Origin of the sequence: Qipengyuania nanhaisediminis (assembly GCF_045862805.1) — a bacterium.
GTDB lineage: Bacteria > Pseudomonadota > Alphaproteobacteria > Sphingomonadales > Sphingomonadaceae > Erythrobacter > Erythrobacter nanhaisediminis_A.
In genome coordinates this window covers 1,525,871-1,542,414 of sequence record NZ_AP025760.1, presented here as the reverse complement: position 1 = coordinate 1,542,414, position 16,544 = coordinate 1,525,871, and the positions used below count along the sequence as shown (strand labels likewise).

The 16,544-nt window shown below is 64.4% G+C and carries 16 protein-coding genes; 4 read left to right on the top strand and 12 right to left on the bottom strand.

The window, feature by feature from the left end; all coding sequences use genetic code 11:
* Positions 1 to 7: 7 nt before the first annotated feature.
* A complete protein-coding gene (locus ACKTSM_RS07415) occupies positions 8 to 1,141 on the top strand; it encodes an NAD(P)/FAD-dependent oxidoreductase (protein ID WP_407874022.1) in 1,134 nt (377 codons plus the stop codon).
* Between the two features lie 38 nt (positions 1,142 to 1,179).
* On the opposite strand, the gene ACKTSM_RS07410 is transcribed toward ACKTSM_RS07415, so the two are convergent.
* The 7 genes from ACKTSM_RS07410 to pgi form a co-directional block, all read right to left on the bottom strand.
* The gene (locus ACKTSM_RS07410; RefSeq protein WP_407874021.1) at positions 1,180 to 2,199 is read right to left on the bottom strand and encodes an NAD-dependent epimerase/dehydratase family protein; all 1,020 of its coding nucleotides are present in this window, start codon (positions 2,197 to 2,199) and stop codon (positions 1,180 to 1,182) included.
* A gap of 52 nt (positions 2,200 to 2,251) precedes the next feature.
* On the bottom strand, positions 2,252 to 3,607 hold the full coding sequence (gorA, locus tag ACKTSM_RS07405; protein ID WP_407874020.1) for a glutathione-disulfide reductase: 1,356 nt from the start codon (positions 3,605 to 3,607) through the stop codon (positions 2,252 to 2,254).
* Positions 3,608 to 3,703: 96 nt separating this feature from the next.
* Positions 3,704 to 4,732 (bottom strand): hypothetical protein, encoded by a 1,029-nt coding sequence (locus ACKTSM_RS07400; RefSeq protein ID WP_407874019.1) that lies wholly within the window; start codon positions 4,730 to 4,732, stop codon positions 3,704 to 3,706.
* Positions 4,733 to 4,862: 130 nt separating this feature from the next.
* On the bottom strand, positions 4,863 to 6,290 hold the full coding sequence (locus ACKTSM_RS07395) for a DEAD/DEAH box helicase (RefSeq protein WP_407874018.1): 1,428 nt from the start codon (positions 6,288 to 6,290) through the stop codon (positions 4,863 to 4,865).
* Between the two features lie 226 nt (positions 6,291 to 6,516).
* Complete coding sequence (locus tag ACKTSM_RS07390) at positions 6,517 to 6,816, bottom strand: hypothetical protein (protein ID WP_407874017.1); 300 nt, start codon at positions 6,814 to 6,816, stop codon at positions 6,517 to 6,519.
* Positions 6,817 to 6,923: 107 nt separating this feature from the next.
* The gene (locus tag ACKTSM_RS07385; protein ID WP_407874016.1) at positions 6,924 to 7,367 is read right to left on the bottom strand and encodes a hypothetical protein; all 444 of its coding nucleotides are present in this window, start codon (positions 7,365 to 7,367) and stop codon (positions 6,924 to 6,926) included.
* 291 nt (positions 7,368 to 7,658) lie between these two features.
* Complete coding sequence (gene pgi / locus ACKTSM_RS07380; protein WP_407874015.1) at positions 7,659 to 9,221, bottom strand: glucose-6-phosphate isomerase; 1,563 nt, start codon at positions 9,219 to 9,221, stop codon at positions 7,659 to 7,661.
* A gap of 50 nt (positions 9,222 to 9,271) precedes the next feature.
* Between pgi and lepB the strand changes: the two genes are divergently transcribed.
* The 3 genes from lepB to era are packed head-to-tail and all read left to right on the top strand — an operon-like array spanning position 9,272 to position 11,698.
* Positions 9,272 to 10,090 carry a signal peptidase I gene (gene lepB / locus ACKTSM_RS07375; protein WP_407874014.1) on the top strand — a complete coding sequence of 273 codons (819 nt, stop codon included), beginning with the start codon at positions 9,272 to 9,274 and terminating at the stop codon, positions 10,088 to 10,090.
* 13 nt (positions 10,091 to 10,103) lie between these two features.
* Complete coding sequence (rnc, locus tag ACKTSM_RS07370; RefSeq protein WP_407874013.1) at positions 10,104 to 10,793, top strand: ribonuclease III; 690 nt, start codon at positions 10,104 to 10,106, stop codon at positions 10,791 to 10,793.
* Positions 10,790 to 11,698, top strand: coding sequence for a GTPase Era (gene era, locus ACKTSM_RS07365; RefSeq protein ID WP_407874012.1), 909 nt, complete (start codon positions 10,790 to 10,792; stop codon positions 11,696 to 11,698). Before rnc ends, era begins: the two co-directional genes overlap by 4 nt.
* Before the next feature lie 4 nt (positions 11,699 to 11,702).
* On the opposite strand, the gene ACKTSM_RS07360 is transcribed toward era, so the two are convergent.
* The 5 genes from ACKTSM_RS07360 to ACKTSM_RS07340 form a co-directional block, all read right to left on the bottom strand.
* Positions 11,703 to 12,011, bottom strand: coding sequence for a PilZ domain-containing protein (locus tag ACKTSM_RS07360; RefSeq protein WP_407874011.1), 309 nt, complete (start codon positions 12,009 to 12,011; stop codon positions 11,703 to 11,705).
* Between the two features lie 70 nt (positions 12,012 to 12,081).
* Positions 12,082 to 12,510, bottom strand: a complete 429-nt coding sequence (locus ACKTSM_RS07355; RefSeq protein ID WP_407874010.1) for a PleD family two-component system response regulator — start codon at positions 12,508 to 12,510, stop codon at positions 12,082 to 12,084.
* Between the two features lie 176 nt (positions 12,511 to 12,686).
* Entirely contained in the window at positions 12,687 to 13,001 is a 315-nt protein-coding gene (locus ACKTSM_RS07350; RefSeq protein WP_407874009.1) for a hypothetical protein, read from the bottom strand.
* 97 nt (positions 13,002 to 13,098) lie between these two features.
* Positions 13,099 to 15,669, bottom strand: a complete 2,571-nt coding sequence (topA, locus tag ACKTSM_RS07345) for a type I DNA topoisomerase (protein ID WP_407874008.1) — start codon at positions 15,667 to 15,669, stop codon at positions 13,099 to 13,101.
* 133 nt (positions 15,670 to 15,802) lie between these two features.
* The gene (locus tag ACKTSM_RS07340; RefSeq protein WP_407874007.1) at positions 15,803 to 16,513 is read right to left on the bottom strand and encodes a hypothetical protein; all 711 of its coding nucleotides are present in this window, start codon (positions 16,511 to 16,513) and stop codon (positions 15,803 to 15,805) included.
* Positions 16,514 to 16,544: the final 31 nt, after the last annotated feature.

The following is a 16,544-nucleotide window of genomic DNA, read 5'->3' as shown; positions in this document are numbered from 1 at the left end:
ACGAGCAATGCGCAAGCCTGATGTCATCGTGATCGGCGCCGGCATTGCCGGGCTCTCGCTCGCCGCCGCGATCTCTTCGCGGGCGCGGGTGATGGTGATCGAGGCCGAGAGCGCGCCAGGCTATCACGCATCGGGCCGCAGTGTGGCCTTTGCCCATTTCGGGCTGGGCGATGGCATCGTCCGCACGCTCACCGCGATGAGCATGAACGCGCTTGCGAGAGGCACCGGCCCGGGCGATGCGCCCTTTGCGCAGGTCCACCCGGCCCTTCACCTCGCGCGCAGGGACCAGCGCGATCGGCTCGATTGGCTCGCGCAGGTGCACCAACGCTTCGTGCGCAAGTCCATTCGCCTGTCGGGCGAGGAGGCACGGACGCTTCTGCCGATCCTCAAGGTCGGTCCCGAGCAATGCTACGAGGCGCTGCTCGACACCGAAGCTCTCAAGCTCGACACCGACGCGATGCTCCAGGCGCATCGCCGCGACCTGTTGCGCGCCGGCGGCGAAGTGCTCACAGGCGCGCGGGTTTCCGCAATCGGGCGCGAGAAAGGGCTTTGGCATGTCGAGACCCCCCGTGGCCCCGTCTTCGCGCCGGTCCTGGTCAACGCTGCCGGGGCATGGGCGGACGTCATCGCCCGGTTGGCGGGTGTCACGCCGATCGGGATAGAGCCTCGCCGCCGGACGGTCATCGCTCTGCGCACGCCAGGCTTTTCGGATGTCGCAAACTGGCCGTTCGCCAAGACCGTGGGCGAAGGGTTCTATGTCCTACCCGAAGGAAAGGGCCGCCTGCTCGCATCGGCGATGGATGAAACGGCGAGCGACCCCTGCGATGCGGTGCCCGAGGAGATCGATGTCGCGCTTGCCGCGCACCGTATCACCAGCGCGACCGACCTTGCCGTTCGACATATCCCGCACAGCTGGGCCGGGTTGCGGAGTTTCGCCCCCGACGAATTGCCGGTGGTCGGTTTTTCACGCGATGCGCCGGGTTTTTTCTGGTTTGCAGGGCAAGGCGGGTTCGGCTTCCAGACCGCCCCGGCGCTTGCCCGGGCGGGTGCAGCACTGCTCGAAGGGCGCGCATGGCCCGCCGCGCTCGAGGCAGCCGGGATTTCTGCACCGATGATCGCCCCTGCGCGGCTCGGCGCCTGAAGGTATTGACCGGGCCATGATCCGCCTGCCCGCTCGCCTCAGCCTTTGATCAGCCCCTGTTCGGCAAGGCTGCGCAAAGTGTCCTCGAGCGTCTGCTCGGGTTCGATAAAGCGAAATCCGAACACCTCCTCGGTGTGGCGGCCGGACACATCACGGACATTGCCCAGTTCCGAGCGGACCTGTTTCATCGCCGGCACGAAGGGGGCGAGCGCTTTCACCATCCAGTCCGGCATCCTTCTGGTTGCAACCCGCGACGACAGTTCGGGCGCGCGTTCGCGCAGCACATCGGCCATTTCGCGCATCCACATGAATTTCGTGGCGGTGGGGAATCGCTCGCCGCGAACGAGATCGGCGGGAGCCTCGAGCGCCATCACGTGGGTTTTCACCACGTCGCGGATGTCGGTGACCGAGATTCCCATGTTCGGCAGGGCCGGAATGGACCCGTCGCACATCTGCTTGAGCATCGCGATCGAGGTCGACAGATCGTCATTGGCGACCGGGCCGAAGACCGCGACCGGGTTGACCGAGCAGAACACCATTTCGGGCGCGTGGGTCTCGACCCAATCGCGCGCGGCGCGTTCGGCGACGGTCTTGGATTCGATATAGGGCGGCACACCGGCTTCGAGATTGGTCCAGTCGGTGTGATCGAAATGATCTTTGCCCGGATGCCCGTATGCAATTGCGGCGGCTGAACTGGTCTGGACGAAACGGGTGACACCGGCCTGGTGGGCAAAGCGGAGGGCGCGCAAGGTTCCCTCGCGTGCGGGCACCACGATCTCGTCCTTGTTCCTCGGCGCAGCGAGCGGGAACGGCGATGCGACATGCGCGACCGCATCGCAGCCCGCATTGGCCTCGGCCCAGCCGGCATCGTCCATCAGGTCGGTTTCGAACACGCGCAGGCGATCCCCCGCCTCGCTCCAGCGAGCCCGCAGACGCGGTTCGCTCCTGGCCTTGTCGCGCACCGTGGTGTGGACGCTCTTGCCCATTGCCAGGAGCTGGTCGACCAGCTCGCCGCCAATGTAACCGGTCCCGCCGGTCACCAAAATCCTGTCTGCCATCGCCGCCTCCTCCCCTGCCTCGCCGCGCCCGCGAGAGAGCGAGACTAGAGCGTTAGCGCATCAGCACAAGCTCTTCGGCAACGGTGGGGTGAATGGCGGTGGTGGCATCGAAATCGGCCTTGTTCATGCCCGCCTTCACCGCGACGGCTGCGGCCTGCATGATTTCGGGCGCGTCGGGACCGATCATCGCGATACCGAGGATCGTGCCATTGGCCCCGTCGCAGATCATCTTGATCAGGCTGCGCTCATTCCTCTCGGCAACGACGTTTTTCATCGCGCGGAAATCCGAAGTGTAGACCGCGACCTGGCCGAACTTGTCCTTGGCCTCGCGCTCGTTCAGCCCGACCGCGGCGATCGGCGGGTGGCTGAACACCGCGCTCGGAATGCAGGTGTGATCGACCGCATAGGGTTCGCCCTCGCCGAACACGCTGTCGGCAAAGGCCTGGCCTTCGCGGATCGCGACCGGGGTCAGCTGCACGCGGTCGGTCACGTCGCCCACGGCATAGATATAGTCGACATTGGTCTTCGAGAACGCATCGACCTTGATTTCGCCGCGCTTGCCCATTTCGACGCCGACGGTCTCCAGCCCCAGCCCCTCGACATTGGGAACACGGCCGGTCGCGGCCATGACCATGTCAAAGGTGCGCGCTTCCTTGCTCTGGAATTCGACCTCGAACCGGCCATCGTCGAGCTTCGTTATCGCCTCGACCTCGCAATTGAACAGGAACTCGATCCCCTTGGTCATCGAGATCTGCATCAACCGGTCGCGCATCGAGAAATCGTATTGCCGCAGGATCACGTCCGAGCGGTTGGCGATCACGACATTGCTGCCGAACTCGTTGAAGATGCCGGCAAATTCATTGGCGATATAGCCGCCGCCAAGGATCAGGATGCAGCCGGGGACCTCGTCGAGATGGAATGCCTCGTTCGAAGTGATGACATGCTCGCTTCCCGGAAAACCGGGCACGTGCGGGCGCGCGCCGGTGGCGATCAGGATGTATTTCGCGGTCACCACCTTGCCGCTGGCGAGCGTGATCTCGTGATCGCCGGTGATCTCGGCGCGTTCGTGGAACAGCGTGACCTCATGCTTTTCGAGCGTGTCGGTGTAAACGCCCTCGATCCGGGCCACATCCTTCATCACGTGATCGCGCAGCTTCTTCCAGTCAAAGCTCTTGCCTTCGACCGTCCAGCCGAAATGGGTCGCGTCTTCGAGGTCTTCGGCAAATTGCGCGCCATAGACCAGCATCTTCTTTGGTACGCAGCCACGGATCACGCAGGTTCCGCCCACGCGGTGCTCTTCGGCTGCGGCCACGCGCGCGCCGTGGGCGGCGGCCACGCGGCTCGCACGGGTTCCGCCCGAACCGATACCGATGGTGAAGAGGTCGAAATCGTATTCCTGCTCGGCCATGCTGCCTCCTGATAGCTGTGCGCGCATATGCAGGGGTTCGACCGCCGCGACAACCGGGTTACAGCAAGCGGCGCTGGTCCTGCGCCCTTCGCGGTGTCAGCTTTCGAAGAAGCGGCCGTAATCGCGCAGCATCTCGTAGGCCTTCATGTCCTCGAGGGTGATGAGGCTTTCATCGGTGATGCTGGTCAGCCGGTGGATCAGCCGCAGGATAGCCTTGCGCTCGACCGCTCCGACCCCGACCAGCGTGACCAGCATGTCGGGATGATCGTGTTCGAGATTGTCGAACAGCATCGCGACATTCATGGGGTCGAAGCCGAAGCCAAGAAAGCCCAGACGCTTGCCGCGCGACATCTCGGCGCGCAGATAGGACTGGAACTGGCGCGATCCGGCGCGCTGGCTGGCGGTGAAGATGCGCTTGGACAAGGCAGCGATATTGCCCGCGCTTTCATCGCCCCAGGCCGCGACATTGTCGTCCTCCGCCTGCCAGGGAAGGCGGCCTGCCATGCCATAGGGATGGACGATCCGCAGGCGACCGGCGACCAGGGCGCAGGCCTCTTCGTAATCCATGCCGAAGGCGCGCTGGACCACCCAGGGCAGGTAGTGTTCGATCGCGCGGTCATAGTTGAAACAGACGATGGAAAGCTTGTCGAAGCACTCCTCTGCGCGCGCGCGCGGCACGCCCTTGACGATCAGCTGGCCGAGCTGGAACAGCCAGTTCTCGGTCCCGCGCAAGGGCAGTTCGCCCGGTGCGCGCGGCTCTGCGGCGAGGGTCGATTTCGCCTCGGCCTGGAGAGTGTAGAACACGATCGCGATCTTTCCGGCGGCAAGGACGGCCTTGTCATGGCCATATTGCTCGAGAATCGCGTCGATCGAGGTGCTCACCAGCGTCGCATCGCGGATCGCCATCGCGCCGGTGACCAGATCTTCATAGGACAGGCCGATTTCGGGCGCGATCTCGCGGAACAGCGCATCGAGCGCGATCAGGTCACGCGATTTCACCTCGGAATTGAGCCGCTCGAATTCGAAACCCGCCGCGATCTTGGCAAGCAGGTCGCGCCCGTCGGGCATCTCGATCTCGCGATTGGCACCGGCGCCGATTATCAGCGTGGTTTCTGTGCGGATCATGAATTGGGCGCCCTTGAAAATTGTTGGTGGCGCGATTGTAAACCGCCTCGGTTAACGATTCCTGCAAGCAAAAGGGCGCTGCGTGCGGAAATTCGCACGCAGCGCCCTTCATGATTTTCAGCCGATGATATCAGCCGCGGCCGCGGCCGCCGCCTGCGCCCGAACGCGCGGGGTTCGATCCCCGGCGCTGGCCGCCCGAAGGCCGCCCTTTGCGCGCAGTGTGCTTGCCACCTGGCTTGCGCGCGCGGTTCTGGCCTTCGCCACCTTCGCGCGCCTGTCCGCGCTGGCCGCCTTGCGAACGGCCTGCGGGCTTCGGCCTTACCTTCTTGCGCGAGACGCGGGTCGCGCCGCGCGGTTCGGGCTTGGTCGGACCGACGCCCTCGACCACGGCACGGAAGTTTTCCGGCAGGTCGAGCCGGTCGAGCCCAGCGCCTGTCACCTTGCGGATGTCTTTCAGGTAAGCGCGCTCGTCCTCGGCGCAGAAGGCGATTGCCACCCCGTCCTTGCCCGCGCGCGCCGTGCGCCCGATGCGGTGAACATATTGTTCGGGCACGTTGGGCAGTTCGTAATTGATCACGTGGCTCACGCCCGGAATGTCGATCCCGCGCGCGGCGACATCGGTGGCCACCAGGATCAGCGTCTTGCCGCGACGGAATTCATCGAGCGCACGCTGGCGCTGCGGCTGCGACTTGTTGCCGTGGATCGCATTGGCGGCGATCCCCGCCTTGCTGAGCTTCTTCACCACCCGGTCCGCGCCGTGCTTGGTGCGGGTGAAGATCAGGATGCGTTCGAGATCGCCGGGCACCGGGTGACGCGCGGACAGGATCATTTCGAGCAAGGCCTGTTTCTCGTCCTGCTGGACCATGAACAGATATTGCTCGATCCGCTCGGCAGTCGTGCTTTCGGGCGTCACCGAGACCTGCACGGGGTTGGTGCAATAGCCGCTCACCAGCTCCTTGATCGCCTTGGGCATGGTGGCGCTGAAGAATAGGGTCTGGCGGTCGGCGGGCACCAGCTTGTTGATCTGGCGGAGCGCGTGGATGAAGCCGAGGTCGAGCATCTGGTCCGCCTCGTCGAGCACCAGCACCTCGACCCCGTTGAGGTTGAAAGCCTTCTGGTCAATGAGGTCGAGCAGGCGGCCCGGCGTCGCGATCAGGATGTCGGTGCCGCGGTGCAGCTTGTTGCGATCCTTGTTGACGCTGGTGCCGCCGACGATCGACTGCACCTTGAGCCCGGCAAGCGCGCCGTAATCCTTGGCGCTCGCGGCGATCTGCACAGCCAGTTCGCGCGTCGGCGCAAGCACCAGCATGCGGCACGACTTGAACGGGATCTGCTTGTCGCTTTCGCGCAGGCGGTCGATGCTGGGCAGCATGAATGCCGCGGTCTTGCCGGTGCCGGTCTGGGCAATGCCCAACAGGTCGCGGCCTTCGAGAACAGGCGGGATCGCCTGCTGCTGGATCGGGGTGGGCGTATCGTAGCCCTTGAGGTCAAGCGCCTGGAGGACAGGCTGGGACAGCCCGAGGTCTTCGAAGCGAATGGTATCGATAGATTGTGTCATGAAAACTCGCATGAATATGCGCGATGCGCGCGCCGACAATGGGCGCGTGCAGCCGCAGGGGTAAAAACCACCCGCGTGAATAGGGAAGTCAGGAAGAGATGATCGAGACAGGCCGGGGCGGGTCTGTTGAGAGCCGCCGCTTCACGCTGGCTAGCTGTCTCGCTTGGAGCGCCATATGGGTGCGGCGCGCGCAAAAGTAAAGCGATTGCGCGAAAACTTCGTGTTATCAGCGCTCTGGTGTGATCCCGGTCCTCAGGCCAATTCCGTCGGTATATGTGCCGATAACCGGTTCGCCAGCGGCGTTGCGCGCCGGTTCGAAACGCATGTGGCGCAGCAGCGGGCGACAGATCGCGGATCGGGTGGCCTTGCGGCGAAAATGCGGGTTGAGCGTGCAATCGGTGGGTGTGCCCTGCTCATCCACGGTCAGGGTGTAAGTGATCGTGCGGGCGAGCATGCGCTGGCGATAGACCGCCACGGCAAGCGCGTGGCCCCCGTCGAACGACACCAGCACCGGAGGTGTAGCCATCTGCGTTGTCGGTGCGGCAGTCTCGTCACCTGTTGCCAGAGCGGGCGCGGCGAATGCGCTGAGCGCGAACAACATCGCGCTTCGCGAAAACCCGGACGAGAGCAGGCTCAATCCATGCGCTCGCGCATCTCGGCATAGGAAAGCTGCGAGACATATTGCCCCTCGACCGGCTTGCCCGATGCGTCGGTGGCAGGCGCAAAGGTGTGATGCGCCATCAGCACATTGCAGAGCCTGTCAGCGACATAGGTGCGGCGAAACGTCTCGGTCAGCTCGCAGGTCGTGGCCTTGCCCTCGGCATCGACCGTCATGCGATACGCGACGTGGCTGCGCCAGATCCGCAGGCGGCGCGAAGTCTTCAGCAATTCAAAATCGCCGTCCCACGAAACCAGCCGGACCGGCGTTTCGGTGCCGATCGCTGCCAGCGCGTAGCCTTCGGCCTGCGTCTCGGCATTGGCTTCGGCGCGCGCTTCGGCCCCGGAATTGCCAGCCAAAGCGGCAGGTGCAAGCAGGAGCGCGGCGGTGGCACTTGCCATCGTCAGGAGAGATTTCATCGAAAGGGCCCTTGGGGTCGAGAGGATAAGGCTGCGATTTTCGCGCAAAATACGGGTATTTTACCGAAAGGCAAATGGATCGCGATTGGTGCGCGCAAGCCGAAGCGACATTCCGCTTACGTCAACTGCACGCCACTTTCGCATGGTCCGGCGCAACAATCATTCGTGAATCGCGCGAGGGTCAGATGCGCTGTCGAAGACGAGATTCGTCTCTTCGCAGTCGCGCGGCACCGGATTGCGTTCATCTATAAAAGAGCTTGGCTGAACAGGGGTTGAAGCCAGGCTGGCCTGTCAGGGCCCGAACCCCGCGGCTTTCATCAGGGCGCGCGTGCTCGGGTCGAACTCGCCCTCGCCCTCGCCGATCGATCTTGCCATTTCCTTGCCGAGCTCGACCCCGAACTGGTCGAACGGATTGATGCCCATCAGCACGGCCGCGGCGAAGATGCGGTGTTCGTGAAAGGCGATCAGCGCGCCAAGCGTTGCCGCATCGCAATCGTCGAGCAGGATGGTCGCGCTGGGCCGGTCGCCGGGATAATGGCGTGCGGGGTCGTCGGATTGCTTGCCCGCCATCAGGGCCGCGCCCTGTGCAAGGCAGTTCATCAGCAGGGCGCTGTGGTGAGCGGGATCGAGCGCGTCGCCCGGCGCGATGCTGGCAATGAAATCGACCGGCACGAGGTGCGTCCCCTGGTGCAGAAGCTGGAACACGGCGTGCTGGGCATCGGTGCCCACCCCACCCCAGGTGATCGGGGCAGAGGGCCGGTCGAGCGCTTGACCGTCGGCCCTCACGCCCTTGCCGTTCGATTCCATTTCCAGCTGCTGGAGATAATCGGGCAGTAGCGCGAGCCGTTCGTCATAGGCGAAGACCGCACGCGTCTGGCAGCCGCGCACGCGGGTATAATAAAGATCACCAAAGGCCGCGAGCAGCGGCGCATTGGCGCGGCCCCGTGCGGCGCGAAAATGGTCGTCCATCGCCTTCGCGCCCGCCAGCATCGCGGCGAAATCCTCCATCCCCACAGCCAGGGCGACCGGAAAGCCGATGCTCGACCACAGCGAATAGCGTCCGCCAACGCTCTGCGGGAAAGGCAGGATGCGGGTTTCATCGACACCCCATTCGACCGCGCGTTCGGGATTGGCTGTCAGCGCCACGACCCGCCCGCCGGGATCGCTCACCCCGTTGTCGCCGAGCCACTTCAGCGCGCTCGCGGCATTGGTCATGGTCTCTGTGGTGGTGAAGGTCTTGGACGCGACCGCGATCAGCGTCGTCGCCGGATCGCAGGCGGCAAAGGCGCGTTCGAGCGCCAGCCCGTCAATGTTCGAGACGACATGGACATCGACCAGTTCCAGGTCGCGAGTCAGCGCATCGACCGCGAGTTGCGGGCCCAGCGCCGATCCGCCGATGCCGATATGGATCAGGTGGTTGATGTCGCCAAGCGCGCCCTGGTGGATCGCCTCGACCAGCATCCCCATGCGCGCAAGCAGCGCCTGGCCTTCCTCGACATCTGCCGGGCTGCCGCTGCCGCGCATCGCCGCATGGGTCGCCGGACGCCCTTCGGTGGGATTGACGACATTGCCATCGAACAGCGCCTCGCGCGCCGCGTCGAACGCGGCGGCCTCGGCGAGCTCCTCGAACGCCTCCAGCACGTCATCGTCGAGATGGGTCTTCGACCAGTCGAGGAGCATTCCCACCGGATCGGGCGAGGATTCGTCCTCACCGCCCTCGCCAAGCGCGAATTCGAGCCGCTGCGACAGCCTCTCGGCGCGCTGCGGATCGGCAGCGAACAGCTTTGCCAGGGTCGGCGTGTCGAGCGATGCAAGACGCTCCCAGATGGCATCGGTTCGGGCTTGGTTGGTCACGGGCAAATCCCCTTTGCGCTGGCAAGTAGCGCGGACTAAGGGGAGCGGTGATGAATGTTAAGTCCCAATCCACAGATGCCGGCGAACAGTCCAGCGAAACCCTCGCCGGTTTCCTCTGGTTCCTGGCCAAGCTGCTGATCGCGGTGCTGCTGTTCCGCAGCTTCGTCTTCTCGCCCTTTTCGATCCCGTCCGAGAGCATGCTGCCAAGGCTGTGGAACGGCGATTACCTGCTCGCGGCCAAGTGGCCCTATGGCTATTCGCGCAATTCGCTGCCCTATGGCGCGCCGCTGATTCCGGGCCGGGTGCTTGCCAGCCAGCCCGAGCGCGGCGACGTGGTGATTTTCAAGCATCCGATCGACCGGACCGACTACATCAAGCGCGTCATCGCCTTGCCCGGCGATAGCGTGGCCATGGTGGATGGGCAGGTCCTGCTCAATGGCGAATTGATCGAGCGCGAAAAGCTGCCCGATTTCGAGATTCCGATCTCTCCCAACACGCCGTGCGCCTGGGGCGGCGAGGAAGCCACCAACCGCGCAGGCGAGGCGGTGTGCCGTTATTCGCGCTTCCGCGAAACCCTGCCGGGCGGACGCAGCTATGCGGTGCTCGATTTCGGCAATACCCCTTCGGACAGCTTCGCCCCGACGATCGTGCCCGAAGGCGCGATGTTCGTGCTCGGCGACAACCGCGACAATTCGCGCGACAGCCGGTTTGCCGCGCGCAGCGGCGATGCGGTCGGGATCGTGCCGCAGGCCAATCTGGTTGGCCGCGCATCGGTGATCATGTGGTCGACCGATGGCAGCGCGCAATGGGTGAAACCGTGGACCTGGTTCACCGCTGCGCGCTGGGGCCGGATCGGCTCGGCGCTTTGATCGTTTGCCCATCATGACCCAATTGCCCCCCGAAACGCGCGCCTGGCTTGGCTCTGTCGGATTTTCCGTCAGCAATGACCGGGTCTGGCTCGAAGCGCTCACCCATGGCAGCTTCAACGGCGCGCGCTCGGACAGCGACGAGGCCGATTACCAGCGGCTCGAATTTCTCGGCGACCGGGTCCTCGGTCTCGCGATCGCGGGCTGGCTCTACCATGACAGCGCAAGCCGCGAAGGCCGGCTCTCGCAGCGGCTCAACGCGCTGGTCAGCGGGGCGAGCTGCGCGCGGATCGCGCGGGCGATCGGGGCCTCGTCCCACATGCGGCTCGGCAAGCAGGCGCGCGAGGATGGCGGAGCCGACAGCGACAATATCCTGGGCGACGTGATGGAAGCGCTGATCGGGGCGAGTTTCCTCGACAATGGCTACGAAGCCACGCGCGAAGTCATCTACCGCCTGTGGCACGGCGAACTTTCCGGCGATGTCGGCAAGGCCAAGCATCCCAAGAGCGCCTTGCAGGAATGGGCCGCGGGCAACCAGCGGGCCATGCCGCGCTACGAGGTCACGGAGCGCAGCGGCCCCGATCACGCCGCCCGCTTCACGGTCCGGGTCAGCGTGCACAATGTCGGCACTGCACACGGCACCGCTTCGAGCAAGGGCGAAGCCGAAAAGCGCGCCGCACAGGCCTTTCTGGAGGAATTCGGTTGAACACCCATGACACCCCTACAAGCTGCGGCGTCGTCGCCGTGATCGGCGCGCCCAATGCGGGCAAGTCGACCCTGGTGAACCAGCTCGTCGGCCAGAAGGTCGCGATCACCAGCGCCAAGGCACAGACGACCCGCGCGCGAATGCTCGGCATCGCGCTCCTCGACGAAGTGCAGATGATCCTGGTCGATACGCCCGGCATATTCGCCCCGCGGCGCAGGCTCGACCGGGCGATGGTGAGCGCGGCCTGGGAAGGCGCGGAAAGCGCCGATGCCGTCCTGCTGATCGTCGATCCGATCAAGCAGCGCCGCCACGAACTCGAACCCTTGCTCGAGGCGCTCGAGAAGCGGCCCGAGCGCAAGATCCTCGTGCTCAACAAGGTCGACAAGGCGAAGAAGGAACCGTTGCTCGCGCTTGCGCAGGACCTCAATTCGCGGATCGGTTTCGAGGAGACCTTCTTCGTCTCAGCGCTGACCGGCGACGGCGTTGCCGACATGAAGCAGGCTCTCGCCGCGATGATGCCCGAAGGGGTGTGGATGTATCCCGAGGACCAGGTTTCCGACGCGTCGGAACGCCTGCTCGCCGCCGAGATTACCCGCGAGCAGGTCTATGCCCAGTTGCACGACGAACTGCCCTACGACATCGCGGTGCGGCCCGAACTCTACCAGAACCGCCCCGATGGCAGCCTCGAAATTCACCAGCAGATCGTCGTCGCGCGCGAAAGCCAGCGTCCGATCGTGCTCGGCAAGGGCGGCGCGAAGATCAAGGCGATCGGCGAGGCTGCGCGCAAGGAACTGGCCGAAATGCTCGGCGTGAAAGTGCACCTCTTCCTCCACGTCAAGCACTCGGAAAACTGGTCCGAGGACAAGGAAGTGTTCGAGGAAATGGGGCTCGACTGGGTGCGCTAGATCTTCACATCGTGGCCAGGTGTTCGAGCACCGGGCCGTAGAGCGGCCGGTCGAACCGGACGCCGACATATTGATCGGCGCTCCACATCACCACCGCCTCGAACGGGCCCATCCCTGCGATCCTGAGCGAGATGGGTGTCCCCTTGGCGAGGCAGCCGTGGCGGTCGAAGAACCGGCAACCTGTCTGCGACAGGTCGCGCAAAGGCACCTCATAAGCGCGGCCATTGTAGCGAAACCGCCCGTAGACGGTGACAGCGTGGCGCTGCCCTTCGCGCTGATTGTGCCCCTTGAACATCGAGCGCGCAGCTTTCACGCTCTGCGCGCAGCCAACAATAGCAAATGATGGGATGCGCGCGGCACGCGCTCAATTCTTCCGGGCGCGGTCAGGTCTGCCCGATGGCTTCCAGCTTGGCGCGCAGCGCCGCCTCGTCGAAAGGCTTGACGATATAATCGTCTGCGCCCGCCTCGATCCCGGCATGGACGTCCTGCGCCGAGCTTTTCGAGGTGCAGAAGACGATCACCGGCGGCTTGGGCGTGGGGATGGCGCGCAGATGTCGAACGAATTCGAGCCCGTTCATCTCGGGCATTTCCCAGTCGGTAAGAACCAGCCGGGGCATGGCGCGCCGGCAGCGGGCAAGCGCCTCGGTCCCGTCCTGCGCCTCGAGCGGGACATAGCCCATGCTCCTGGCAATCTTGGATGAAACCTTGCGGATCACCCGGCTGTCATCGACGATGAGGCAGATATTGGCCTGCGATTGCTGGACTTCGGATGCTGCCGCCTTGCCGTCGCGCAGCGCCCTTGCCGCGCGCACGACAGCGTCAATATCGCCCGGCTGGTGCGCCTGCTGATCGTCAGCGGGCTGTTCCCCGGAAGCAGGCGGCTCGCCGTGTCCGCGCGGCGACGCCTGTGCAGGCCCCTCGCTTTCATATTCGCTCGGGACCGCATCGCCTGCGGGCTTCGTCCGGTTCGGGCCGGTGGTGCGCTTGATCAGATTTTGAATGGTTCTGCCTCCCCGGCAAGCGAGGCGAAACGCGGCTCTGCGGCCAGGTCGTGCGCGCTGTCTTCGCCATCGCAAGGATCGCTCAGGCCCTCGCCTTCGCCCGGGGTCAGGCGCACGTGCAGGAAAGGCATCCAGATATCGCCATATTCAGCCTTCTGATACCACACGTCGAGCACGTCGTAGCTCGCCCAGATCCCATCGGGTTCGCGCAGGCGAATGCCCTCGCCGATCCGCGGCACCGCGGCAAAACGCATGCGGTGCTGGCTCTGGTGGGTCTCGTTCTGGACTTCGATCTCGATCACGGCATTCACCCCAGGTCTTCTGGCTGGACTTAAAGGCGAATGCTGAAGGATTTATGAGCAAGCCCGCCGCCGCGAAGAGACCGCGCTATCGCCCCGGTCATTCCTCGGCAGCGGCTGGCTTCTTGGTGGTCGCCTTTTTCTTGGGCGAAGCCTTCTTGGCAGCCGCCTTCTTCTTGGGTGCAGCCTTCTTGCGCTTCTTCTTGGCCGGACCCTTGGCAGCTCGCGCATCGATCAATTCGATCGCCTGCGCCGCCTCGACATCCTCGGGCTTCACATCCTTGGGAATGGTCGCATTGGTGGTGCCGTCGGTGACATAGGGGCCGTAACGCCCGGGCATGACCTTGATTTCGCCGCCGCTGGTCGGGTGTTCGCCCAGCGTCTTGATCGGTTCGGCCTTGCCGCGGCCTGCGCCCTTGCGATTGGCAGCCTCCGCGAGCAGCGAGACCGCGGCGTTCATCCCGGTCTCGAACACGTCGCGCGTGCTCGACAGCTTGGCATATTTGCCGTCGTGGCGAAGATAGGGGCCATAGCGCCCGATCGCGGCCTCGATTTCCTTGCCGGTTTCAGGGTGCGCCCCGATGATGCGCGGCAGGTCGAGCAGCTTGATTGCCCAGTCGAGATCGAAATCGTCGAGGTCCTTGGGGATCGAGGCGCGCTTCTTCGTGCCGTCGTGTTCCATTTCGACATAGGGACCGAACCGGCCCGACTTGCGATGCACTTCTGCCCCGGTCTCCGGGTGCGTGCCCATCAGCCCGTCCTCGGCCTGATCCGCCCCGTCGCCGCCCGGCTGGGCGAAGCGGCGGGTATATTTGCATTCGGGGTAGTTCTGACACGCGACGAACGCGCCGAACCGACCACCGCGCAGGGCCAGCCGGCCGCCATCACGCCCTTCCTGCTCGCACAGCGGGCAGAAACGCGGGTCCTTGCCATCCTCGCGTTCGGGGAAGAGGTATTCGGCGAGATATTCGTCGAGTGCCTCGGTCACCTCGGACGGCATCTTGTCCATGACCTCGTCGGCCTTGGGCTTGAAGTCGGCCCAGAACTTGGAAAGCAGGTCCTTGTAATCCTCGCGCCCGTCGGAAACCGTGTCGAGCTCGTCCTCGAGCCCGGCAGTGTAGTCATAGGCGACATAGGTGGGGAAGAACCGCTCGAGAAACGCGGTCAGCAAACGTCCGCTTTCCTCTGCGAAGAAACGGTTCTTTTCCATCCGGACATAATCGCGATCGCGCAGCGTCTGAATGGTCGAGGCATAGGTCGAAGGACGACCGATGCCGAGTTCCTCGAGACGCTTGACCAGGCTCGCCTCGGAAAAGCGCGGCGGCGGCTGGGTGAAATGCTGGTTCGCCTCGACGCCCGTCTTGGCCGGCAGGTCGCCAGCCTTGAGCGCAGGCAGAAGACCGTCCTCATCCTCGTCCTTGTCGTCGAACCCTTCCTGGTAGACCGCGAAATAGCCCGGGAAGACCACGACCTGCCCGGTGGCGCGCAGTTCGTTCTGGCCGGTCGCATCGCGCAGGGTGACTGTGGTGCGTTCGAGCCGCGCGGTCGCCATCTGGCTTGCCATGGCGCGCTTCCAGATCAGCGCGTAGAGCTTCGCCTCGTCGCCGCTGCCCGCGCGGTCGCGGCCGAAATTGGTCGGACGGATCGCCTCGTGCGCTTCCTGCGCGTTCTTGGCCTTGGTGGCATAAAAACGCGGTTTTTCGGGCAGGTAGCCGTCATCATAGCGCTCGCCGATCGCATCGCGGCAGGCGGCAATGGCGCTGCCATCCATCTGCACGCCGTCGGTACGCATATAGGTGATCGCGCCCGCTTCGTAGAGCGTTTGCGCGAGCCGCATGGTATGGCTCGCCGAATAGCCGAGCTTGCGCGCGGCCTCCTGCTGCATGGTCGATGTCGTGAAGGGCGGCGGCGGATTGCGCTTGAGCGGCTTCTTCTCGACATCCTCGACGGTAAAGCGCCCGCTCTCGACCGCTTGCCTGGCTTCCATCGCGATGCCTTCAGCGCCCAGGCTCAGCTTTTCGAGCTTCTCGCCGCGGAAACGCACCAGCCGCGCATCGAAGCCGGTCCCGTCATGTTCGAGATGGGCGAGAACCGACCAGTATTCGTCGGGCTTGAACGCCTCGATCTCGCGCTCGCGCTCGACGATCAGGCGCAGCGCAACCGATTGCACGCGGCCTGCCGATTTTGCGCCGGGCAGCTTGCGCCACAGCACCGGCGACAGGGTAAAGCCGAACAGGTAATCGAGCGCGCGCCGGCCGAGATAGGCATCGATCAGCGGCTGATCGAGTTCGCGCGGGGCTGCCATGGCGTCGGTCACCGCTTTCTTGGTGATCGAGTTGAAAGTGACCCGGTCAACCTTGGTGGGGAGCGCCTTGCGCTTTTTCAGCAGTTCCTGGACGTGCCAGCTGATCGCCTCGCCTTCGCGGTCAGGGTCGGTCGCGAGAACCAGGCGTGATGCGTCCTTGGCAGCGTCGGCGATCTCCTTGAAGCGCTTCTGCTTGTCGCGATAAAGCTCCCAGTCCATCGCGAAGCCTTCGTCGGGCCGGACGCTGCCATCCTTGGGGGGCAGGTCGCGGACATGACCATAGGAGGCGAGAACCTTGAAGTCCTTGCCGAGATATTGCTCGATAGTCTTCGCCTTGGCGGGCGATTCAACGATTACCAGTTGCATATGAGAGGTCTGAAATCCTTACGTGTGTACGTACGCGCGAGAGTGGGGTCGGTTTCTCGCGAGCGTCAAGAGGCCATGTGAGCGCCGCGTATATCGCCTCTCACCGGTCGCTCGCCATGCCATGGGCAGGCCTTTAGCTGAAGACTTGTGCCACGTCCTCGGTGTTGGCGGCCATAAGCCGATAGATCGCGACCGAAAAGGCCACGAACACTATGGTTCCGAGCGCATCGATCATGCCCGAGATCAGCGGAACCGCGATGGTCATTGCTCCCGCGCTCGCGATTGCCAGCGCCCCGATGATCCCGCTGATGACGAGCAATCCGACGAGCAGGACAAAACCGACCGCGAAAACCGTCAGGCTGTTCCCGCGCACCGCCCGCCAGCTTTCGCCATAGGCATCCATGGCCGGCACCCTGCCCTCTATCACGATCGGCAACACGGCCGACCAACGTGTCAGCAGGATCAGCCCGGGAACGATCAAAGCGATGAAACCGAGCGCGATTCCAAGCCACGAGAGGATGTAGATGCCGAGCCACGGCCAGAAGCGATGGAAACCCGGAGCATGGGTCCGGCGCACCATCGCGGCGTAAAGGTAGAAGGTGAGCACGGTGCTCATGATCGCCGCCGCAACGACCGCCAGCACGGCAGAGAGCCCCTGCGCTGCGAGTTCGTCATCGATCATGAACCCGATATCGAACCCGGCCGAATTCGACGGCTGGGCCCATTCGCCAAGCGCGGCGACGGGCACCATCAGGGCGAAAAACACGATGACCGCGCGCGAGTGACCGGAAATCTCGGCAAAGGTCTGCTCGCACAATTCGGAAAAGGTAACATTGCTGTTCATTGGTCTGGTGCTGCCCCCCGGTGGCTCTGGT

Coding starts and splice junctions, on each gene's coding strand:
- ACKTSM_RS07385 (WP_407874016.1), bottom strand. CDS start 7,367: ATGAAATCTCTCCTGACGATGGCAAGTGCCACCGCCGCGCTCCTGCTT.
- ACKTSM_RS07415 (WP_407874022.1), top strand. CDS start 8: ATGCGCAAGCCTGATGTCATCGTGATCGGCGCCGGCATTGCCGGGCTC.
- gorA (WP_407874020.1), bottom strand. CDS start 3,607: ATGGCCGAGCAGGAATACGATTTCGACCTCTTCACCATCGGTATCGGT.
- lepB (WP_407874014.1), top strand. CDS start 9,272: ATGAATGTTAAGTCCCAATCCACAGATGCCGGCGAACAGTCCAGCGAA.
- ACKTSM_RS07395 (WP_407874018.1), bottom strand. CDS start 6,290: ATGACACAATCTATCGATACCATTCGCTTCGAAGACCTCGGGCTGTCC.
- topA (WP_407874008.1), bottom strand. CDS start 15,669: ATGCAACTGGTAATCGTTGAATCGCCCGCCAAGGCGAAGACTATCGAG.
- ACKTSM_RS07390 (WP_407874017.1), bottom strand. CDS start 6,816: ATGGCTACACCTCCGGTGCTGGTGTCGTTCGACGGGGGCCACGCGCTT.
- ACKTSM_RS07410 (WP_407874021.1), bottom strand. CDS start 2,199: ATGGCAGACAGGATTTTGGTGACCGGCGGGACCGGTTACATTGGCGGC.
- ACKTSM_RS07400 (WP_407874019.1), bottom strand. CDS start 4,732: ATGATCCGCACAGAAACCACGCTGATAATCGGCGCCGGTGCCAATCGC.
- rnc (WP_407874013.1), top strand. CDS start 10,104: ATGACCCAATTGCCCCCCGAAACGCGCGCCTGGCTTGGCTCTGTCGGA.
- ACKTSM_RS07340 (WP_407874007.1), bottom strand. CDS start 16,513: ATGAACAGCAATGTTACCTTTTCCGAATTGTGCGAGCAGACCTTTGCC.